Origin of the sequence: Streptomyces sp. NPDC094147 (assembly GCF_044764265.1) — a bacterium.
Classification (GTDB): Bacteria; Actinomycetota; Actinomycetes; order Streptomycetales; family Streptomycetaceae; genus Streptomyces.
Genome location: NZ_JBIWHT010000004.1, coordinates 244,505 through 264,271, shown reverse-complemented (window position 1 = coordinate 264,271; position 19,767 = coordinate 244,505). Strand labels below are relative to the sequence as shown.

Below are 19,767 nucleotides of genomic sequence, written 5' to 3'. Positions count from 1 at the left end.
GCCCCTCAGTGACCCCGGGCCCCTCAGTGGCCCCGGGCCGCGTAGTGGTCGGCGACGACGCGGGCCATGGCTCCGGCGCTGTCCTGGGTGACCTCCTTCGCGGCGAAGAAGCAGTGGCCGCGCACCGAGGAGTACCGGTGCGCCAGGGTCAGATGACGGGACAGCTCCGCCGGGTCCTGCCAGGCCTCGGGCTGCTCCGGGTCTCCGGCCTTGTACAGCGCCTCCCCGATGTACAGGTCGACGCCGGTGCCCCGGGCGACCGCGTCCCACCAGGGCACCAGAACGGCGTAGTCGGCCGCGTCGAATCCGATGTTCCAGTAGAGCTGCGGGCAGATGTAGTCGAGCAGGCCCTCGCGCACCCACTTGCGCGTGTCGGCGTACAGATCGTCGTAGGTCTGCGCACCGGCCCGGGTCGCGGAGCCGCGATCGTCGCTCGCCGCGTTGCGCCACACCCCGAACGGGCTGATCCCGAACCGCACCCGGCCGTTGATCTCCTTGATCCGGGCGGCGGTCTCGCTCACCAGCCGGTCGATGTTGTGGCGCCGCCACGCGTCGCGGTCCGGGAAGCCGGCACCGTACCGTTCGAAGGCCTCGTCGTCGTCGAAGCTCTGGCCCGCCACCGGATAGGGGTAGAAGTAGTCGTCCCAGTGCACGCCGTCGATGTCGTAGCGGCGTACCGCGTCCAGCATGGCGTCCTGGACGAAGCGGCGGACCTCGGGCAGGCCCGGGTTGTAGTAGAGCTTCCCGCCGTACGGGACGACCCAGTCGGGGTGGCGGCGCGCGGGGTGCGTCGGGACCAGCCGCGTCGGATCGGTGTGGTTGGCGACCCGGTACGGGTTGAACCAGGCGTGCAGTTCGAGGCCGCGCCGGTGCGCGGCGACGACGGCGGTGCCCAGCGGGTCCCAGCCGGGGTCCTCGCCCTGCACGCCGGTGAGCCACTCGGACCAGGGCTCGTACGGGGACGGCCAGAGCGCGTCGGCGGTCGGGCGGACCTGGAGGACCACCGCGTTGAGCCGCCGCTCGACCGCCCTGTCGAGATGGGCGAGGAGTTCGGCGCGCTGGGCGGTGGCATCGAGGCCCGGCTCGGAGGGCCAGTCCCGGTTGGCGGTCGTCGCCAGCCACACGCCCCGGAACTCCCGCTCCGGTCCCCTCCTCCGGGCCACATCCCGTACAGCCTGTTCAAGGCTTTCGTCCCGGTCCGCGGCGAGCGCCCCGCCGGCTGTGATCAGCCCGCTCAGCGCTCCCGCCGTGCCCGCCACAAAGCCCCGCCGAGTGATTCGTCCCACGTTCACACCCCTCGCTCCGGTCGGATGTCCCAGGTGTACCGGACGGCATGCCCGCCCCGGCCCCTCATGCACTCGCGCGTCCGGAGTAACGTCAAGGGCCGAAGGCGGGCGCCGGAATCACACGGGGGACCCGCCGGGGACCGCAGTAGAGCGAAAGGCACGATGTGACCGACATCGAACGCGTCGGAATTGTGGGCTGTGGCCAGATGGGCGCGGGCATCGCGGAGGTGTGCGCCCGCAGCGGCCTGGACGTCATGGTCGCCGAGACCACCGGCGAGGCCCTGGAGATCGGCCGTACCCGGCTCCACAACTCCCTCTCGAAGGCCGCCGAACGCGGCAAGATCACCGAGGAGGAGCGCGACGCGACGCTCGGCCGGCTGAGCTTCACCACCGACCTCGGCGAGTTCGCCGACCGCGATCTCGTGATCGAGGCCGTCGTGGAGAACGAGCAGGTCAAGACGGAGATCTTCCAGATCCTCGACCAGGTGGTGACCCGCCCGGACGCGATCTTGGCATCCAACACCTCCTCCATCCCGCTGGTGAAGCTCGCGGTCGCGACCTCGCGCCCCGACCAGGTCATCGGCATCCACTTCTTCAACCCGGCCCCGGTGCAGAAGCTGGTCGAGCTGATTCCCGCGCTCACCACCTCCGAGGGCACCATCAGCCGGGCCCAGGCCCTGGTCGAGAAGGTGCTCGGCAAGCACGCGATCCGCGCCCAGGACCGCTCGGGCTTCGTGGTCAACGCGCTGCTCATCCCGTATCTGCTCTCGGCGATCCGGATGTTCGAGTCGGGCATCGCGAGCCGCGAGGACATCGACAACGGCATGGAGCTGGGCTGCGCCCACCCGATGGGCCCGCTGAAGCTCTCCGACCTCATCGGCCTGGACACGGTCGCCTCGGTCGCGGACTCGATGTACGACGAGTTCAAGGAGCCGCTGTACGCCGCTCCCCCGCTGCTCCAGCGCATGGTGGACGCGGGCCGCCTCGGCCGCAAGACCGGGTCCGGTTTCTACTCGTACGCCTGAGTAAGCGGCGTACGCCTGCTCCGCGGCTGTACGCCCGAAAGGCCTGGGCCGGGCTCGTTCCGCGCACACCGGGTGTGCGGAACGAGCCCGCATATGCCCATCGCACACTCTCCCGTCCCTGGAACACGGCTAGTTGACTCGAAGCCAACACATCAATGGCACGTCCGGAGCAGGACTAAGGAGTCACGCCGTGTCCACCGACCCGGGACATCCGACGACCGTCGACGAACTCGCGGAGTTACGCCGCTGCTTGGACGTCGGCCTGACCCGCATGGACGGGCAGCACGCGCTGCTCGCCCAGCGGGGCGAGCAGACGGAGCATGAACTGACCGATCTCGTGGTACGGGTGGCGGCCCTCGAACACCTGAGGTGGCCGCTCCCCGCCGTCACCGTGCTGAGCGCCGTCGGCGCACTCTCGCTCGCCGTGTGGCAGGCCCTCGGGCACTAGCGTCGGCGCTCTTCGGCGGTCAGCCGTCGGCGAGCCGCAGATGGTGCAGGAGCAGGAGGCCGGCCGCCATGTTGGCGGCCGGGACCTCCCCCCGGGCGACCATGTCGGGCACCAGCTTGAGCGGTATCCACTCGCGTCGGGACGACTCGAAGTCGTCCTCGGGGTGGCCGATGTACTCGGCCGACTCGGACCAGAACAGATGGTGCCGGGCGTCGATGAGCCCGTTGGCGGGCTCGACGGTGAGCAGGGGCTTGAGCGGCCCCGGCCGCCAGCCCGTCTCCTCCTCCATTTCGCGGGCGGCGGCGGCTTCGATGTCCTCGCCGTCCTCGACCACTCCGGCGGCCAGCTCCCAGCCCCAGCTGTCGGTGATGAAGCGGTGCCGCCAGAGCAGCAGCACCTCGTTGGCCTCGTTGACGACGGTTGCCACGGCCACCGGCCGCAGCCGGATCAGGAAGTGGTCCAGGTGCCGCCCGTCCGGGAGCTCCACGTCCGCGAGGTTGACCCGAAACCAGCGATTTTCATACACAGTTTGTTCGCTCAGGTTCGTCCACTGCACGTTTCTGCCACCTTCCGACAAGTAGATGGCAATATCGCAGCAGGCTGATGGTCAGAGGGGAACGCGAAGCGCCCCGTCGATCAGCTCGGCGGCTTCCTCGGCGCCGGCGCAACCGCTCTCGACCAGGTGCTCGCGCACCAGGCGCAGCCGGTCACGCAATCGCTGCGACTCCATCCCCCGGGCCCGCTCCGCCATTTCGACCGCGGTGGCCACGGCCCGGTCCGCGTCGCCCTGTCGCAGCTCGATCTGCGCGAGCATCGCAAGGCGGTGCACCCTGCCCCTGTCGTGGGAGGGCTCGTCGGCCGCCAGCGCCGCCTGTTCGCGCGCGGCCGTCAGATCGCCGAGGCTGAGCAGCGCCTCCGCCACCTGGACGTTGACCAGGCCCGGCTGGACGTAGCCGGTCTCGGCCGGTTCCTGGCCCGGCCTGATCCGCCCGGCCGCCGACTCGGCGCTCCTGATCGAGGACAGCGCGCTCTGCCCGTCCCCCAGATGCGCGTACGCCTTGGCCTGCATGGCGTGCAGATCGGCCGCCAGCGCCGGGCTCAGCCGGCTGCCCGCCGCCCGCAGGGCCGCCTCCGCGAAGGCGACCGCCTGGCGGTGGTCCCGCATGAACAGCGACTGGTTGACGAGCAGCGCGATGACGTACGCCCCAAGTCCCCTGTCCCCGCTGGCCTTTGCCAGCCGCAGCGCCTGGTGGAAGTAGCGCTGGGCGAGCCCCTGGGCGTTGGAGTCGTACGCGCAGATGCCCGCGATGGCCACCAACCCCCCGGTGGCGCGGTGGAGTTGGCGTCCGGTGGCGTCCGTGTAGCCCCCGCGCAGCAGGGGGGCGGTCTCCGCGTTGAGGAAGCCGACGATGCGGGAGCGGGTCGCGATGCCGCCCGCCTTGCGGTACATCAGCTCGTAGTGCTCGCGCGCCGCCCGCAGCATCTCGATGTCGGACTCGCCCACCGCGGTCTGGCCGTTGCGGGACACGTCGGTGTCCTCCGGCGGGTTCTCCCACTCCCACACGGGCATGACGGCCGGGGTGCCGGTGACGGCCGGGGCGTCGAGTATGTGCGTGCGCTGCTGTTCGTCCGAGCGCCACAGGGCGGTGGCCCGCTCCACGAAGCCGGCGAGCGGCGAGCCGTGCGCGGGGACCGGCTCCCCCGGCACCCCGAGGCCCACGTCGTCGAGGGTGACCCGGCGGCGCAGCCGGCCGGCGAGCACCTCACAGATGAGGTCGGGCACCTGGCCGCGCGGCCGCTGGCCCTTCAACCACCGGGCCACCGCGGTGTGTTCGTATCTGAGTACGAGGCCTCTGGCCCGGCCCGCCTGGTTCACCCGGGCCGCGAGCCCGGCGTGCGAGATTCCCGCCTCGTCCACCAGCGCGTCGAGCAGGGTATTGGGCTGCATGAGGCCCTCCGTTGGCTCGGTTCGGCCAGCGTAATGGAGCCCGGTTCACACGGGGTGTGAACCGAGTACCCGCATTTATGCGCCGCGCTCTCTGCCCGGGAGCGCCCCCAGTCGATTGACTCGGAACCGCCTCTTCTTGAGGCGGCCGGGCCGCCGGCTCCCCCTCGTACAGTGCGGCGGCCCGCACCCGGCGCCGTCCGCCCTGTCCACGCTGCCCGGCACTCCCGGCAGGGCGACGGCGCCCCACATCAGTGGCCGACCCGGGCCGCCTCGCCGCCCGTTGACTGGACGGGCACGCGGACCCGGTCGTTGCGCAGGACCAGGAGGGCCACATCGTCCGAGAGCCGTCCACCGGTGTGACGCAGCAGCGCGCGCTGCACCTCGTCCACCACCCGCCGGGGCGACACCGGCGAGGGGCGGGCCGCGGTGGCGAGCGCCTCGCGCAGCGCGAAGAAGCGCCCGGCGGCGTCCCGGGCGTCCTCGGCGCCGTCGGTGTGCAGACAGAGCGCCTCGCCGGGCAGCAGCCGGGTGCAGCGCAGCAGGGGCAGTTCGGCCGGGAGCGGAAAGAGCCCGAGCGGCGGCAGCGGGTCGCCGGGCGTGAGGGGTTCGGCGCCGCGGCTGAGCCGATGGGGCCAGGGATGACCGCAGTTGAGGGCGTGCACATCGCCGCTGGGACCGATCTCCAGGAGCAGTACGGTGACGAACTCCTCGGCGAGCGGGCTCTCCGGCTCGCCGCCGCCCGCCGACGGGTGCTCGCCGCGGCAGCGCTCCCGCAGATGCCGGGCCAGCGTCCGGTCCAACCGCCGTAGAACACCCGCGAGTTGGGGCTCGTCGTGGGCGGCCTCGCGGAAGCTGCCGAGGACGGCGGCGACCGCGCCGATCGCCCCGAGTCCGTGGCCGCGCACATCGCCCATCACGACACGCACTCCGTACGGGGTGGACATCACCTCGTACAGGTCGCCCCCGACCGAGGCCCCGCGGCTCGCGGAGAGCTGCCCGGCGGCGAGCACGATCCCGTCGAGCCGTGGGGGCGGCGGCCTCAGCAGCACCCGCTGGGTGATCTCGGCGATCTGCCGGATCCGCCGCAACTCCGCGGCCGCCGCGCTCCGTACCGCGTTGGCGAGCCAGAGCACGGCTACCAGAAAGGCGAGGCAGGTGGTGATCCGCAGGCCCATGCCGTCGTCGCCGGCCAGCGGACAGGTCAGCTCCCAGACGACCACCAGGACGAGCCAGCCGGCCGGGAGGACGAGGGCGAGGGCCCGCCGGGAGCGGAGTGCGGCGGCACAGGCCCAGGTCCATCCCGGTGTACGGATCATGCCGTAGGCCCCCCTCGGGAGTGTGCCGGTGGGTCATGGCCGGGGCCGGCCCGCACGGCCGGATTGATTCTGTCGATCGTCCGTACTGTCTTGCGCGGTTCGACCGGACTTCCACCCGAACGAGTGAGAGGCCTCGGCTCGTTCCGGACACACGGCAGGGGCGCACCGGGAGTCCCGGTGCGCCCCTGCCGGCGGATCCTGCCGAGGGCTACGCCCCGCGCAGCACCGCGCCCACGTGCTCGGCCGCGAGGGCCACCGCCGCGTCGCGGGCGGCCGAGGCCTCCTCGACGGTCAGGGTGCGGTCGGCGGCGCGGAACCGCAGCGCGTACGCCAGCGACTTCTTGCCCTCGCCGGCCTGCTCGCCGCTGTAGACATCGAACAGCCGGATGGATTCCAGGAGTTCACCGGCGCCGATGCGCAGCGAGTTCTCCACCGCGGCGGCCGGGACGTCCGCGTCGACGACGAGCGCCACGTCCTGGGTGGCCACCGGGAAGGCGGAGATCTTCGGCGCCTGCACGGTGCCCTCGCCGGCCCGCTCGATGAGGTCCAGGTCGAGCTCCATCGCGCAGGTGCGGGCGGGCAGGCCGAACGCCTTGACGACGCGCGGGTGCAGCTCGCCGGCGTGCCCGACGAGGGTCTTCACACCCTCGGGGAACACATACAGCTCGGCGCAGCGGCCCGGGTGCCAGGGGCCGTACCGGCCCTGGTCCACGGCGAGTTCGAGCCCCGCCTCGCGGGCCACGGTCCGGGCGGCCTCGACCGCGTCGGCCCAGTCCGCCGGGCGGCCCTTGCCCCACCAGCCGGCCTGCTCGCGGGCACCGGCGATGACGACGGCGGCGTGCCGCGGCTGCACCGGCAGCACGGCGTCAAGGCCGGCGATCTCCTCGTCGGTGGGACGGCGGTCGACGGGCAGGCGGGCGGCGACGCCCGGGTGCTCGGACGGGTGGAAGACCAGACCCGTCTCGAAGAGCGCCAGGTCGTGGCTGCCACGGCCGTCGTTGCGGCGCAGCGCGGCGAGCAGCCCCGGCAGGAGCGTGGTGCGCAGCGCCGGCTCCTCGTCGCTGAGCGGGTTGACCAGCTTCACCGCGCGGCGGTTCGGGTCGTCCGCTTCGAGCCCGAGCTGGTCGAAGACCGACTCGGCGACGAACGGGTAGCTCGGCGCCTCGGTGTACCCGGCCCCGGCGAGCGCGCGGCCGACCCGGCGGTGCAGGCGCTGCCGCTCGGTCAGGCCCCGGCCGGCCGGCGGCTTGGGCAGGGTGGCGGGAAGGTTGGCGTAGCCCTCCAGGCGGATGACCTCTTCGGCCAGGTCGTTCGGCTCGGTGAGGTCGGGGCGCCAGGACGGCACGGTGACGACGAGCTCGTCCTGCCCGTACGCGTCGCAGCCGACCTCCTGGAGGCGGCGTACGACGGTCTCGCGGCCGTACTCGATGCCCGCGACGCGGTCCGGGTGGTCCGCGTGCATGGCGATGGTGCGCGGCGCGGACGGCGAGACGACCTCGGTGACGCCGGCCTCGGCCGTGCCGCCCGCGAGCAGCACGAGCAGGTCGACGGTCCGCTGGGCGGCGGCCGCCGCGGCCTGCGGGTCGACCCCGCGCTCGAAGCGCTTGGACGCCTCGGAGGACAGCTTGTGGCGGCGTGCGCTGCGGGCGATGGCGACCGCGTCGAAGTGCGCGGCCTCGATGACGACGTCGGTGGTGCCCTTGACCGCTCCGGTCTCGGGGTCCGTGACGGAGTCGGCGATCTCGGTGTTGGCTCCGCCCATCACACCGGCGAGGCCGATGGGGCCCCGGCTGTCGGTGATGACGAGGTCGGCGGCGTCGAGCTTGCGCTTGGTGCCGTCGAGCGTGGTGAGGAGCTCGCCCGCCTCGGCGCGGCGGACCCCGATGGGCCCGTCGACCAGGGTGCGGTCGTAGGCGTGCAGCGGCTGGCCGAGCTCGATCATCACGTAGTTGGTGACGTCGACGGCGAGCGAGATCGGGCGCATCCCGGCCTTCTGCAGCCGGCGCTGGAGCCAGATCGGGGAGCGCGCCTCGGGGTCGAGGCCGGTCACGGTGCGCGCGGTGAAGCGGTCGCAGCCGATCGGGTCGGCGATCTTCACCGGGTAGCCGTACGAGTTGGGCGCGGGCACGTCGAGCAGCGCCGGGTCGCGCAGCGGCAGACCGTAGGCGATCGCGGTCTCGCGGGCGACGCCGCGCATCGACAGGCAGTCGCCGCGGTTGGCGGTGACGGCGATGTCGAGGACCTCGTCGACGAGTTCGAGCAGCGCGATGGCGTCGGTGCCGACCTCGTGCTCCGGGGGCAGCACGATGATGCCGCCGGTGGTGTCCGGGCCCATGCCGAGCTCGTCGCTGGAGCAGATCATGCCGTGCGAGGTCCGGCCGTACGTCTTGCGGGCGGCGATCGCGAAGTCGCCGGGCAGCACGGCGCCGGGCAGCACCACGACGACCTTGTCGCCGACGGCGAAGTTGCGGGCGCCGCAGACGATCTCCTGGGGCTCGCCGGTGCCGTTGGCCATGCCGACGTCGACGGTGCAGAAGCGGATGGGCTTCTTGAAGCCGTCCAGCTCCTCGATGGTGAGGACCTTGCCGACCACCAGGGGGCCCTTGAGGCCTGCGCCGAGCTGCTCGACCGTCTCGACCTCAAGACCGGCATCGACGAGCTTGGCCTGCACGTCGCGGCCGGTCTCGGTGGCCGGCAGGTCGACGTACTCCCGCAGCCAGGAAAGCGGGACCCGCATCAGATCTCCATCCCGAACGGCCGGGTGAACCGGACGTCACCCTCGACCATGTCTCGCATGTCTTCGACGTTGTGGCGGAACATCAGCATTCGTTCGATGCCGAAGCCGAAGGCGAATCCGCTGTACTTCTCGGGGTCCACTCCGCAGGCGGTGAGCACCTTCGGGTTGACCATGCCGCAGCCGCCGAGCTCGATCCAGCCCTCGGAGGAGCAGGTGCGGCAGGGCCGGTCCGGGTTGCCGACGGACTCGCCGCGGCAGACGTAGCAGACCATGTCCATCTCGGCGGACGGCTCGGTGAACGGGAAGAAGTTCGGCCGCAGCCGGGTCGTCATGTCCTCGCCGAAGAGCGCCTTGACCATGTGGTCGAGGGTGCCCTTGAGGTCGGCCATGGTGAGGCCCTCGTCGACGGCGAGCAGTTCGACCTGGTGGAAGACCGGGCTGTGCGTGGCGTCGAGTTCGTCGGTGCGGTAGACCCGGCCGGGGCAGATCACGTACACCGGCGGCTCGCGGTCGAGCATCGAGCGGATCTGCACGGGCGAGGTGTGCGTGCGCAGCACGACGCCGGAGTTGGCGGAGCTTCCCCCAAGGCCTTCGGCCTGGGAGGTGCCCCCAGGGCCCTGGACGAAGAACGTGTCGTGCTCGGTGCGGGCCGGGTGGTCCGGGCCGATGTTGAGCGCGTCGAAGGTGAACCACTCGGCCTCGGCCTGCGGACCCTCGGCGACCTCGTAGCCCATGGCCACGAAGACGTCCTCGATGCGCTCGGAGAGCGTGGTCAGCGGGTGGCGGGCGCCGGCCGGTACCCGGTCGTACGGCAGTGTGACGTCCACCGCCTCCTCGACCAGGACCCGGGCGTCGCGCTCGTCCTCCAGCTCGGCCTGGCGGGCGGCCAGGGCCTTGGAGACGGCGCCGCGGGCCATGCCCACGAGCTTGCCGGCCGCTGCCTTGGCCTGCGGCGGCAGCGCGCCGATCTCGCGGTTGGCGAGCGAGAGGGGCGAGGTGCCTCCGGTGTGCGCGGTCTTCGCCTGGGCGAGCGCTTCGAGGTCACCGGCGGCCGCGAAGGCGGCGAGCGCCTCGTCCCGCATGCGCTCGATCTCTTCCGGTTTCAGCGCCTCGACCTCAACAGGGTCGTACGACTTATTGGGTGCCGACATCTCTTCCCGTGCTTCCGATTGTCCCCCAGCTAACGCTGGGAGGTGCCCCCAGGCCGGGGGTCCCCGCGACCGCGACAGCGATACGGCGATAGCGCGCGGACACAAACGCGCCAAAGGTCGAGTCTAACGGGGTGAAGGAATGCGAGTGCGCCCGTGGGCGGCTCGGGGGGCGATCTACTGGAGATACGCCGGAGCGCCGACGGGCAGGATGAATCGGAACTGGGCGCCGCCGCCGGGCCCGCGCCCCACGGTGATGGTGCCGCCGTGCGCTTCGACGATGCCCTTGACGATGTACAGGCCGAGGCCGGTCCCGCCGCGCTTGCTGCCCCGCCAGAAGCGGGTGAAGACACGGCCCATCGACTCCTCGGGGATGCCTGGGCCTTCGTCGCTCACGGTGACGGCCGTTCCCTTCTCGTCGTGCTCTTCGATGCGGACGGGTGCTGGTGCCACCTCAATGGTGACGGTTCCCTCGCCGTGGCGCACCGCGTTTTCGAGCAGGTTGCCGAGCACCTGGTCGATCTTGTCCGGGTCCGCCCAGAGATCGGGCAGCGGGCGCTGGACGCGGACCAGGAAGCGGTCCGGGGACTGGCCGGAGGCGACATGGGCCTGGATGTGGCGGCCGACGGCGGCCGAGGCGTCGACGGGCTGGCGGCGCACTTCGAGGCGCCCGGAGTCGATGCGCGAGATGTCGAGGAGCTCGGCGATGAGCCGGGTGACCCGGTTGGCGTCGGCGTCGACGGTCTCCAGCATGAGCCGCTTCTGGTCGTCCGTGAACCGCTCCCACTTGGCGAGCAGCGTCGCGGTGAAGCCCTTCACGGAGGTGAGCGGGGAGCGCAGTTCGTGGGCGACGGTGGCGATGAGCTCGGCGTGGGAGCGTTCGGTGCGCCGCCGGGCCTCGGTCGAGCGCAGGCTGACCACGACCCGCCGGACCGGACCGGTGGGGTGCTCGCGCACGTACCGCGCGGAGACCAGCACTTCGCGGCCCCCGGGCAGCAGCAGATTGCGTTCGGGCTGGCCGACCCGGATGGCGAGTCCGCCGTACGGATCGGTGAGCTGCCACCAGCGGCGGCCCTTGAGGTCCTCCAGGGGCAGCGCCCGCTCCAGCGGGAGGCCGAGCGCTTCGTGCTTGGCGACGGCCGTGATCCGCACCGCGGCGGCGTTGAAGCAGACCACCTGCCCCTTCTCGTCGGCGACCACGATGCCGTCGGGCAGGTCGTCGGGGTCGAAGCCGGGGGCGTCAGGACGGTCGGAAGGGCACAGCGTGGTGCTGTTGCCGGTGCTGCTCATGCCGACAGCCATCCCCGTATCCCACCTCTCCGAAGCGCTGAGTGGGCCCCCGAGCCCGCAACACTACTAGTACGAGGTGACGGAGCGGCACCCTCCCGCAGCACGCTGCGCACGAGCGGAGGCGTAGAGGCACACGGCGGCGGCGGTCGCGAGGTTGAGGCTCTCGGCCTTGCCGTGGATGGGCACCCGCACCACGGCGTCCGCGAGTGCCCGGGTCTCCTCGGGCAGGCCCCAGGCCTCGTTGCCGAAGATCCACGCGGTGGGCCCGCCCATGGTGCCGGCGTCGAGCTCCGCGTCGAGGTCGTCATCGCCCGCGCCGTCGGCCGCCAGGATGCGCACGCCCGCGTCCCGCAGCCCCTGGACGGCCTGCTCGACGGGTACGCCCACGGCGACCGGCAGATGGAAGAGCGAACCGACCGAAGCGCGCACGGACTTGGGGTTGTAGAGGTCGACGGAGGCGTCGGTGAGGACGACCGCGTCGGCGCCGGCGGCGTCCGCGCAGCGCAGTACGGTGCCGGCGTTCCCGGGGTCGCGGACGTGCGCGAGCACCGCGACCAGTTTCGGCTTCGCCCGGAGGATCTCCTCGAACGGCGAGTCGAGGAAGCGGCAGACGCCGACCAGGCCCTGCGGGGTGACGGTCTGGGAGACCTCGGCGAGCACCTCGTCGTCGGCGTAGTGGACGCGGGCGCCGGCGCCCAGCGCGGCGGCCACGATGTCGGCGTACCGCTCGGCGGCCTCGACGGTGGTGAACAGCTCGATCAGGGTGGCCTCGCCGCCGCTGCGGTGCTCGACGGCCTCGCGCACGGCCTGCGGTCCCTCGGCGATGAACCGGCGTTCCTTGCCCCGGAAGTTGCGCCGGGCGAGCCGGCGTGCGGCGGCGACGCGCGGGGAACGCGGGGAGATCAGCTCGGGGGTGCCCATGGGTCGGCGGCTCTCATTTCGTACGTAGCGAGGGGGGAACGCAGCGGACCCGCAGGCGGGAGCCTGCGGGTCCGGGCAATGCCAGGGAAGGCGCCTTGATCAGGCGGCGGCCTTCGGGGCGTTGACGTCGCTCGGGAGGGCCTTCTGGGCAACCTCGACGAGCGCGGCGAACGCGTTGGCGTCGTTGACCGCGAGCTCGGCCAGGATCTTGCGGTCCACCTCGATGTTGGCGGCCTTCAGACCCTGGATGAGGCGGTTGTACGTCATGCCGTTCTGGCGGGCAGCGGCGTTGATGCGCTGGATCCACAGCTGACGGAAGTCGCCCTTGCGCTTCTTGCGGTCGTTGTAGTTGTAGACCAGCGAGTGGGTGACCTGCTCCTTGGCCTTGCGGTACAGGCGCGAACGCTGACCGCGGTAGCCGGAGGCCGCCTCGAGGATCGCCCGGCGCTTCTTGTGGGCGTTGACTGCCCGCTTGACGCGTGCCACTTGTTAACTCCTTGTAGCGGGGCCGTGGTTGGACTCACACGACCCGAAATCGAATAGGTCCCGGTCTCGACGTTCCGTCTCCGGTGACCGGAGGCGGAGGAACGTCACTTGCCGAGAAGCTTCTTGATCTTCTTGGCGTCGCCCGGGGCCATCTCGGCGTTGCCGGAGAGGCGACGCGTCAGCTTGGACGACTTGTGCTCGAGCAGGTGGCGCTTGCCGGCGCGCTCACGGAGCACCTTGCCGGAGCCGGTGATCTTGAAGCGCTTGCTGGCACCGCTGTGCGACTTGTTCTTCGGCATAGCGCCGTTATCTCCTCGTCAGTGGCGCTCCCAGCCGGTCCGGGGACCGGCGCTCGGGAGCGTCATGTGTATCGGTTGACATCCGGAACGGCTGTCCCGGAATCAGGCCTCGGCGGGGTGCTCCTCGGCCACGGCTTCGGCGACGGGCGCCTCGGTCGCGGTCTCGGTCTCGTCCGCCGGAGCCGACTGACCCTGGCGCTCCGCCTTGCGGGCCGCCTGGGCCTCGCGGGCTTCGGCCATCGCCTCGGTCTTCTTCTTGTGCGGACCGAGGACCATGATCATGTTTCGGCCGTCCTGCTTCGGGCTGGACTCGACGAAGCCGAGCTCCTCCACGTCCGAAGCGAGGCGCTGGAGCAGTCGGTAGCCGAGTTCCGGCCGGGACTGCTCGCGACCACGGAACATGATCGTGATCTTGACCTTGTCGCCCTGCTTGAGGAACCGGACGACGTGACCCTTCTTGGTGTCATAGTCGTGCGGGTCGATCTTCGGCCGGAGCTTCATCTCCTTGATGACCGTGTGCGCCTGGTTCTTGCGCGCCTCACGGGCCTTCATGGCCGACTCGTACTTGAACTTCCCGTAGTCCATGAGCTTGCACACGGGCGGACGGGCGGTCGCCGCCACCTCGACCAGGTCGAGGTCGTACTCCTGTGCGAGCTCCAGGGCCTTGGCAAGCGGAACGATTCCGACCTGCTCGCCACTGGGGCCGACAAGTCGCACCTCGGGCACGCGAATCCGGTCGTTGATGCGGGGCTCGGCGCTGATGGATCCTCCTCGGTAGCACCACACAGCTGTCCGGCAGACAGCCGCGTACGTCTGTATGACGTGACCAACCGTCACGGAGAACGAAAAATGCCCCGGACGGACACAGGCGGGGCTCCAAGAAAACCGGAACACCGCCGCGGTCCACCGCGGGGCGCACATCGGGCGGCTCCATCGTCCGTACGGAACGATGGTGGCCACCTGACCGGATGACCCGCCGCCCCGGAGGGTGGTCGGGTGGGAGATCGGAGCCTCCACTTGTGGGCCGGGCACACGTGCCTGGCCGGTCGTTACACAAGGTTAGCAGCAACCGGACAGGGCGGCTAATCGAGTGTGCGGGAGGCGCGGTGGCCCGCACCGCATATCGTGTGGGGCATGACTGAAACGCCCCTGAATGAGACCGCAGACTTCGACACCATGGCCCGCGACATCGCGGAGGTTCCCGCCGTCGAGGTGATCGTGACGGTCGCCGTGAACCTGATGAGCGCCGCCGCCGTGAAGCTCGGGCTGACCGAGGAGGGCGATCAGTACAAGGACCTCGACGAGGCCCGCAAGCTGGTGCACGCCCTGGCCGGTCTGCTCGACGCCGGGGCCACCGAGATCTCGTCCTTCCACGCGGCCCCGCTGCGTGACGGCCTCAAGTCCCTCCAGCTGGCCTTCCGCGAGGCGTCAATCGTGCCGGACGAGCCGGGCCAGGGTCCGGGCGAGAAGTACACGGGCGCCGTCTTCGGCTGAGCCCCGTCACCGACGGGCCGCTCCTCCCCTCAGCGGGTGAAGAGCGGCTCGTTCGGCTGCGGGGCCTGCGGCGGCAGCAGCGCGAGGTCGAGGCCCCGTACAAGCCGGGCCCGCAGGGTCTCGTCGGCGGCGATCAGCTCCGCGACCCGGCGCGCGGCGTCGGCCGGCGCCTCCCCGTCGGCGAGGACCAGGGCGAGCGTGCCGTCCGCGCTGCCGGGGCCGAGGTGGGCGCGCAGCACCGCGGGAACGGCCGCCACGGCGGAGCGCACCGCTTCGAGCACCGACGGGTCCTCCAGCGGGTCCGTGCCGGCGCGGCCCTCCGCGAGGGCGAGCAGGGCCGCGCCCTTCAGTTCGTACGCGACCGGGCCCGCGAGGTCGATGACCACGGTGTCGGCCTTCTCGTGCACGGCGGCCGCCAGGGCCTGGTGCAGCGGGACGGCGACCGGCCGGGCCGCGGGATCCCAGCGGGCGAGCGCCTCGATGGAGGTGAACGCGGGCAGCGCCGTGCGGTCGCCCGCCTTCAGGGTGGGGACGGCCATGTCGCTGGTCTTCTCGCGCTTGAGGCCGTGTTCGTCGATCTCGCTCTCGCCGAGCATCGCGACCACGGGGACGAGCAGCCTGGCCGTCCGCAGCGCGGCGAGCACCCGCGGCTCGGCCGATCGGTCCTGGGCCCAGGCGGCCAGCGCCTCGGTCAGTTCGGGGGCGGCAGTGCCGTCGTCGTCGGAGAAACCGGAATCCGGAATGTTCTTGAGCGCCACGGCACGAGCCTAACCGGGGGCGGTACCGGGTCCGGCACGGCCTTCGGGGAGGGCTGCCTCAGAGCCACTCGCGCGGGGTCTTGACCCGGGTGGAGCGCCAGAGGACGAAGCCCGCGGTCAGCAGCAGGATGCCGCCGCCCGCGGAGACGGGGGCCAGCCAGTTCGCCGGGGCCTCGGCGGAGACGGGGGCGTCCGGGCCGCTGCCGAAGTAGGTCTTGCCGTACCCCGTGGACTCGGAGCGCAGCCCGGCGGGCTTCAGCTTGGCGGCGGCGGTGAGGGCGGCGGCCGGGTCGACCATGCCGTAGCCGCGGGCGTCGTCGCGGCCGCCTCGGGGGGCGTCGCGGGCGGTGTCGGCGAGCAGCTTCTTGATCTGCGCGGGGGTGAGCCCGGGGTTGGCGGAGCGCACGAGGGCGACGGCGCCGGAGACGAACGCGGAGGCGGCGCTGGTGCCCCAGCCCTCGTAGTACTTGCGGTCGGGGTCGGCGATGACCACGTCCACGCCGGGCGCGCTGACGGTGGCGTACCAGCGGCGGGTGGAGAAGGAGGCGTGGGTGCCGTTCTTGTCGACGGCGGCCACCGCGATGACGCCGGGGTAGGCGGCCGGGTAGGAGATGTGGTCGCCCTGGTCGCCGCCGTTGCCCGCGGAGGCCACGACGACGGCGCCCTTGCCGAGCGCGTACTGGATCGCGGCGTCCTCGGCGGGTTCGGGGTGCGCGGATTCGCTGTCGTCGCCGAGCGAGAGGTTGATGACGCCGGCGCCGTTGTCGGCGGCCCGGCGGATGCCGTCGGCCAGCGCGCCGCCCTTGGTCTCACGGGCCTGTTTGCGGGCCGGGTCGGTGGATTCGAGGATGACCCGGACCGGCAGGATCCTGGCCTCGGGGGCGACGCCGAGCACCCCGGACTCGTTGTCGGCGCCGTGTCCGTGGCCCGCGATGATGCCGGCCATGGCGGTGCCGTGCCGGGCCCAGTCGCGGCTGCCCTGGCTCGCGCCGAAGCCGATGAGGTCGGTGCCGGGCAGGACCTGTCCGGCGAGGTCGGGATGGCTGCCGTCGACCCCGGTGTCGAGGACGGCCACCGTGACGCCCCTGCCCTTGCTCGTACGCCACGCCTGCTGGGTGTGCATGGCGCCCAGCTCCCACTGGCGGTCGCGGATGCCGTCGGCGCGGGCCGGGGCGGCGGTCAGCAGCAGGGTGAGCGCGGCGGCCGACGTGAGTGCGGCGGTGCGGCGCAGCCGGACGGCGGGCTTGGTCATCGAGCGGGCTCCGGGGTGGCGGCGGCCTTCTTGCGCAGGCCGCGTTCGACGTTGTCCGCGATGCCCTCGGCCTCGAAGCCCAGGCCGGCCTCGGCGACGGGGCCGGTCGCGCCGACGGTGGTGGCCTGTTCGGCGGACTGGGGCGCGGTGACCGGTCGGCCGTCGGCGAATCCGGAGACTGCGGTGACGACGACGGGGGCGTCGGTGAGAACCCGTACGGTCCAGCTCGCCCGCTGCTTGTCGCCGAAGGCGGCGGCCTCGGTGTCCTTGACGGAGAAGGTACGCGGCATCAGATCGCCGCGGTCGCCGAGCTTCTCCTGGACGAACCGGTTCTCCAGAGCGGTCATCGCGGCCGGTTCGGCCTGGGTGAAGACCAGGCCGACGGTGGTCACGCTGCTGGCGGTCGCGTCGGTGTAGGTGGCGCGCACCATGCGGGCGCAGCCGACCGGTTCGAGGACTTTCAGGAGCAGCGGGTCGAGGGCGCCCGCGCAGTCGCCGTCGGGCGCGACACCGATCCGGATCCAGTCGCGGTCGGCGCCGCCGGGTCCCGCGCCGGTGCCCTTGATGGTGGGGGGGAAGAGGGTGTCGACCGGCACGCTGTGCCACAGGTCGCGGGCGGCGGCGTAGTTGCTGCGGGCGGCGGGCCCGGCGGAGTCGCCGCCCAGCCAGGTACCCGCAGCGGCCCCGCCGATGAGCCCGGTGCCGAGGACCACGCAGGCGGCGGCCGCGGCCACGCGTCCGGGGCGCCGGGAGGGCACCGGCCGCAGCCCGGTGGGCTCGTCGGAGAGGGGTTCCGGGGGCAGCAGCGGCTGCGGCGGGGTGGCGGGCAGCGGGGGTATGACGGGGGGCGGCGGGGCCGAAGTCACGTACGGTCCGGGGGTGTTCGGCAGGACCGGGCCCGGGTCGATCAGGTCCAGGGCCGAGCGCAGCCGGCCCGCGGCGTCCCCGGGGACCCGCGGCGCGGGGGCCTGCGCGAGGTCGTCGGACGGCTCGGGTTCCGGTGCGGGCGGCGGCGGTTGAGGGGTGCCGGGGCGTCGTGCGTCGGTGGTCATCCGCCCCCCTCGTACCCCTCTTGCCGTCCGGTTCAGCCCGTTGCCGCTCGGGCGTCACTCTACGGGCTGATCCTGTGCGGGCCGAGACCGGTCCGGACGCCCGCGGCATCTGCCCCGATCGTCCCCCTACCTTGTGGTAACCGGTTCTGGCAGGCTTCCGCCATGACACCCCGAGCCGCTGACCGCGCCCGGTACGACCGGGCGACCGCTCATCTCGATGCGCCCGTCGCGATCGTCGATCTGGAGGCGTTCGACGCCAACGCGGACGATCTGGTCCGCCGGGCCGCCGGAAAGCCGGTACGGGTCGCCAGCAAGTCGGTGCGGTGCCGGGCTCTGCTGGAGCGGGTGCTCGCGCGGCCCGGGTTCGCCGGCCTGATGTCCTTCACGCTCGCCGAGTCGGTGTGGCTGGCGCGGGCCGGGTTCGACGACGTACTGCTCGCGTATCCGTCGGCGGACCGGGCCTCCTTCGCCGAGCTGACCTCGGACCCCAAGCTGGCGGGGGCCGTCACCGTGATGATCGACGACCCGGCGCAGCTGGACCTCGTGGACCGGGCGCGGGAGCGTGCCGGTCTGGAGGTACGGGTCTGTCTGGAGCTGGACACCTCGCTCCATCTCCTCGGCGGCCGGGTGCGGGTCGGCGCGCGCCGCTCCCCGCTGCGCACCCCCGCCCAACTCGCCGCCCTGGCCCGCTCGGTGGCCCGGCGGCCGGGTTTCCGGCTGGTGGGTCTGATGGCGTACGAGGGTCATGTGGCGGGGGTCGGGGACACGGTGGCCGGGCGCCCGGTGCGGTCGCGGGCGATCCGGCTGATGCAGGCGGCGGCCCGCGGGGAGCTGGCGGCGCGGCGCGCCGAGGTGGTGCGCGCGGTGCGGGCGGTGGTGCCGGACCTGGAGTTCGTCAACGGCGGCGGCACCGGCAGCGTCCAGCACACGGCGGCCGAGGCGGCGGTGACCGAGATCGCGGCGGGGTCGGGGCTGTATGTGCCGCGGCTCTTCGACAACTACACGTCGTTCAGCGGGCGTCCGGCCGCGCTGTTCGCCCAGCCGGTGGTGCGCCGGCCGGGCGTGGGAGTGGTGACCGTGCTCGGCGGCGGATACCCGGCGTCAGGCGCGCCCGGTGCGGACCGGCTGCCGGTGCCGTATCTGCCGGAGGGGCTGCGCTACGACCCGCAGGAGGGCGCGGGCGAGGTGCAGACGCCGCTGCTCGGCTCCCCCGCCGACGATCTGCTGATCGGCGACAAGGTGTGGTTCCGGCACGCGAAGGCGGGCGAACTGTGCGAGCGCTTCGAGGAGTTGCAGCTCGTCGAGGGCGACCGGGTGACGGCGACCGTGCCGACGTACCGGGGCGAGGGCCGTACGATCCTGTAGCTCAGCCGGGCGGCGGGGCGAGGCTGCTGCCGACGCCGCCGTTCTGGCCGCCGCCGATGGGCGCGATGCCGCGGGTGATGGTGTCCATGAGGCTGAGCGGCGGCCCGGCGGAGCCCGCGTCGAAGGCGAACCGGGCGATGACCATCGCCTCGCTGCCGACGGTCGAGGGGAAGGCGAGCGACTCTACGTAACCGCCGGGCCCCGCACCGGTCTTGACCTCCCAGCGCACCAGGTATCCGGTGCGGCCGTTCACCACCACGGAGCCGGACTTCACTTCGCGGTGCGAGGTGATGCCGTTGTAGAGGCGGGTGCCGACCGGGTCGCGGTCGTAGGCGGCGTTGGCCGCGTCGCCGATGTCGTTCTTGGCGATGGCCTCGGCGGTCTTGAGGTCGGTCGAGGCGGCCGTGGCGGTGCTGACCCTGGCGTGCGGGCAGAAGCCGGAGGCGCCGGGGCAGTTGTAGGTGTCCTTCGTCTGCATGGTGACGAGCCCGCCGACCATGTCGTCGGTCTTCTCCCAGCCGTCCGGGATCGGCAGGGTGATGCCGTCGAGCTGGTCGACCAGGGTGTGCGGATCCGCGGACGGCGCCGAACTCGCCTTCTGCGGCGGCGAGTTGGTGGCGCTGCCCGACGCGGTTCCCGTGGCGCCGCCCGCCGTCTTCGGCGTCGCGTCGTCGCCCTTGCCGAGGACGACGACCCCGCCGACGATCGCGGCGACCAGGACCACGGCCGCCGCGCCGATCGCCACCAGCGGGCCGCGCCGCCGTACGGGCGGGGCGACGACGGTGACCGGCTGCGGCGGAGCGACCGGCTGCGCCGGGCCGAACGCCTGCCCGCCCGGCGCTCTGGTGTGGGCGGTCCACGCGGTGCCGTCCCACCACCGTTCGGCACCGGGCGCGCCCGGGTCCGGGTACCAGCCGGGCGGTGTCGTCATGGTCATGGCCA

The 19,767-nt window shown here is 72.5% G+C and carries 19 protein-coding genes; 4 read left to right on the top strand and 15 right to left on the bottom strand.

Annotated features, from left to right (window positions below):
- Positions 1-23: 23 nt before the first annotated feature.
- On the bottom strand, positions 24-1,286 hold the full coding sequence (locus ACIQ8J_RS10265; protein ID WP_403266058.1) for a glycoside hydrolase family 10 protein: 1,263 nt from the start codon (positions 1,284-1,286) through the stop codon (positions 24-26).
- 164 nt (positions 1,287-1,450) lie between these two features.
- On the opposite strand from ACIQ8J_RS10265, the gene ACIQ8J_RS10260 reads away from it, so the two are divergent.
- Both ACIQ8J_RS10260 and ACIQ8J_RS10255 read left to right on the top strand, forming a co-directional pair.
- Positions 1,451-2,311 (top strand): 3-hydroxybutyryl-CoA dehydrogenase, encoded by an 861-nt coding sequence (locus tag ACIQ8J_RS10260; protein WP_399051219.1) that lies wholly within the window; start codon positions 1,451-1,453, stop codon positions 2,309-2,311.
- A 190-nt stretch (positions 2,312-2,501) separates the two neighbouring features.
- Positions 2,502-2,759, top strand: a complete 258-nt coding sequence (locus tag ACIQ8J_RS10255; RefSeq protein WP_403266055.1) for a hypothetical protein — start codon at positions 2,502-2,504, stop codon at positions 2,757-2,759.
- A 19-nt stretch (positions 2,760-2,778) separates the two neighbouring features.
- Here the strand turns inward: ACIQ8J_RS10255 and ACIQ8J_RS10250 are convergent, their stop codons facing one another.
- The 10 genes from ACIQ8J_RS10250 to infC all read right to left on the bottom strand — a co-directional run bounded on the left by ACIQ8J_RS10250 (position 2,779) and on the right by infC (position 13,690).
- Entirely contained in the window at positions 2,779-3,315 is a 537-nt protein-coding gene (locus ACIQ8J_RS10250) for an NUDIX domain-containing protein (protein WP_329466143.1), read from the bottom strand.
- Positions 3,316-3,366: 51 nt separating this feature from the next.
- Complete coding sequence (locus ACIQ8J_RS10245; protein ID WP_403266052.1) at positions 3,367-4,707, bottom strand: transcriptional regulator; 1,341 nt, start codon at positions 4,705-4,707, stop codon at positions 3,367-3,369.
- Positions 4,708-4,955: 248 nt separating this feature from the next.
- The gene (locus tag ACIQ8J_RS10240) at positions 4,956-6,023 is read right to left on the bottom strand and encodes a PP2C family protein-serine/threonine phosphatase (RefSeq protein WP_403266049.1); all 1,068 of its coding nucleotides are present in this window, start codon (positions 6,021-6,023) and stop codon (positions 4,956-4,958) included.
- 208 nt (positions 6,024-6,231) lie between these two features.
- Positions 6,232-8,760, bottom strand: a complete 2,529-nt coding sequence (gene pheT, locus ACIQ8J_RS10235) for a phenylalanine--tRNA ligase subunit beta (protein WP_403266047.1) — start codon at positions 8,758-8,760, stop codon at positions 6,232-6,234.
- A complete protein-coding gene (gene pheS / locus ACIQ8J_RS10230) occupies positions 8,760-9,911 on the bottom strand; it encodes a phenylalanine--tRNA ligase subunit alpha (RefSeq protein ID WP_403266045.1) in 1,152 nt (383 codons plus the stop codon). The genes pheT and pheS overlap by 1 nt, the downstream gene beginning before the upstream one ends.
- Positions 9,912-10,085: 174 nt before the next feature.
- Positions 10,086-11,198 carry an ATP-binding protein gene (locus tag ACIQ8J_RS10225; RefSeq protein WP_403266042.1) on the bottom strand — a complete coding sequence of 371 codons (1,113 nt, stop codon included), beginning with the start codon at positions 11,196-11,198 and terminating at the stop codon, positions 10,086-10,088.
- A gap of 66 nt (positions 11,199-11,264) precedes the next feature.
- Positions 11,265-12,119 (bottom strand): TrmH family RNA methyltransferase, encoded by an 855-nt coding sequence (locus ACIQ8J_RS10220; RefSeq protein ID WP_403266040.1) that lies wholly within the window; start codon positions 12,117-12,119, stop codon positions 11,265-11,267.
- A gap of 99 nt (positions 12,120-12,218) precedes the next feature.
- Positions 12,219-12,605, bottom strand: a complete 387-nt coding sequence (rplT, locus tag ACIQ8J_RS10215; RefSeq protein WP_114037952.1) for a 50S ribosomal protein L20 — start codon at positions 12,603-12,605, stop codon at positions 12,219-12,221.
- 104 nt (positions 12,606-12,709) lie between these two features.
- Positions 12,710-12,904: a 50S ribosomal protein L35 gene (gene rpmI / locus ACIQ8J_RS10210; protein WP_403266036.1), complete on the bottom strand. Its 195-nt coding sequence runs from the start codon at positions 12,902-12,904 to the stop codon at positions 12,710-12,712.
- A gap of 102 nt (positions 12,905-13,006) precedes the next feature.
- Positions 13,007-13,690: a translation initiation factor IF-3 gene (gene infC, locus ACIQ8J_RS10205; RefSeq protein WP_403266601.1), complete on the bottom strand. Its 684-nt coding sequence runs from the start codon at positions 13,688-13,690 to the stop codon at positions 13,007-13,009.
- 348 nt (positions 13,691-14,038) lie between these two features.
- Between infC and ACIQ8J_RS10200 the strand changes: the two genes are divergently transcribed.
- The gene (locus tag ACIQ8J_RS10200; RefSeq protein ID WP_403266033.1) at positions 14,039-14,398 is read left to right on the top strand and encodes a DUF1844 domain-containing protein; all 360 of its coding nucleotides are present in this window, start codon (positions 14,039-14,041) and stop codon (positions 14,396-14,398) included.
- Positions 14,399-14,427: 29 nt separating this feature from the next.
- Here the strand turns inward: ACIQ8J_RS10200 and ACIQ8J_RS10195 are convergent, their stop codons facing one another.
- From ACIQ8J_RS10195 to ACIQ8J_RS10185, 3 genes are read right to left on the bottom strand one after another with little or no spacing between them, the layout of a single operon-like run.
- Positions 14,428-15,156, bottom strand: coding sequence for an SseB family protein (locus ACIQ8J_RS10195; RefSeq protein WP_403266030.1), 729 nt, complete (start codon positions 15,154-15,156; stop codon positions 14,428-14,430).
- A gap of 58 nt (positions 15,157-15,214) precedes the next feature.
- Complete coding sequence (gene mycP / locus ACIQ8J_RS10190; protein ID WP_403266028.1) at positions 15,215-16,408, bottom strand: type VII secretion-associated serine protease mycosin; 1,194 nt, start codon at positions 16,406-16,408, stop codon at positions 15,215-15,217.
- Positions 16,405-17,460, bottom strand: coding sequence for a hypothetical protein (locus ACIQ8J_RS10185; protein WP_403266025.1), 1,056 nt, complete (start codon positions 17,458-17,460; stop codon positions 16,405-16,407). Before ACIQ8J_RS10185 ends, mycP begins: the two co-directional genes overlap by 4 nt.
- Positions 17,461-17,622: 162 nt before the next feature.
- On the opposite strand from ACIQ8J_RS10185, the gene ACIQ8J_RS10180 reads away from it, so the two are divergent.
- On the top strand, positions 17,623-18,825 hold the full coding sequence (locus tag ACIQ8J_RS10180) for an amino acid deaminase/aldolase (protein ID WP_403266022.1): 1,203 nt from the start codon (positions 17,623-17,625) through the stop codon (positions 18,823-18,825).
- Between the two features lies 1 nt (position 18,826).
- On the opposite strand, the gene ACIQ8J_RS10175 is transcribed toward ACIQ8J_RS10180, so the two are convergent.
- Positions 18,827-19,762: a DUF2510 domain-containing protein gene (locus ACIQ8J_RS10175; protein WP_403266020.1), complete on the bottom strand. Its 936-nt coding sequence runs from the start codon at positions 19,760-19,762 to the stop codon at positions 18,827-18,829.
- Positions 19,763-19,767: the final 5 nt, after the last annotated feature.

Excerpts from the sequence above, each read along its gene's own strand:
- ACIQ8J_RS10245 (WP_403266052.1), bottom strand. The coding sequence starts at position 4,707 with ATGCAGCCCAATACCCTGCTCGACGCGCTGGTGGACGAGGCGGGAATC.
- ACIQ8J_RS10240 (WP_403266049.1), bottom strand. The coding sequence starts at position 6,023 with ATGATCCGTACACCGGGATGGACCTGGGCCTGTGCCGCCGCACTCCGC.
- pheT (WP_403266047.1), bottom strand. The coding sequence starts at position 8,760 with ATGCGGGTCCCGCTTTCCTGGCTGCGGGAGTACGTCGACCTGCCGGCC.
- pheS (WP_403266045.1), bottom strand. The coding sequence starts at position 9,911 with ATGTCGGCACCCAATAAGTCGTACGACCCTGTTGAGGTCGAGGCGCTG.
- ACIQ8J_RS10225 (WP_403266042.1), bottom strand. The coding sequence starts at position 11,198 with ATGAGCAGCACCGGCAACAGCACCACGCTGTGCCCTTCCGACCGTCCT.
- ACIQ8J_RS10220 (WP_403266040.1), bottom strand. The coding sequence starts at position 12,119 with ATGGGCACCCCCGAGCTGATCTCCCCGCGTTCCCCGCGCGTCGCCGCC.
- rpmI (WP_403266036.1), bottom strand. The coding sequence starts at position 12,904 with ATGCCGAAGAACAAGTCGCACAGCGGTGCCAGCAAGCGCTTCAAGATC.
- ACIQ8J_RS10200 (WP_403266033.1), top strand. The coding sequence starts at position 14,039 with ATGACTGAAACGCCCCTGAATGAGACCGCAGACTTCGACACCATGGCC.
- mycP (WP_403266028.1), bottom strand. The coding sequence starts at position 16,408 with ATGACCAAGCCCGCCGTCCGGCTGCGCCGCACCGCCGCACTCACGTCG.
- ACIQ8J_RS10185 (WP_403266025.1), bottom strand. The coding sequence starts at position 17,460 with ATGACCACCGACGCACGACGCCCCGGCACCCCTCAACCGCCGCCGCCC.
- ACIQ8J_RS10180 (WP_403266022.1), top strand. The coding sequence starts at position 17,623 with ATGACACCCCGAGCCGCTGACCGCGCCCGGTACGACCGGGCGACCGCT.
- ACIQ8J_RS10175 (WP_403266020.1), bottom strand. The coding sequence starts at position 19,762 with ATGACCATGACGACACCGCCCGGCTGGTACCCGGACCCGGGCGCGCCC.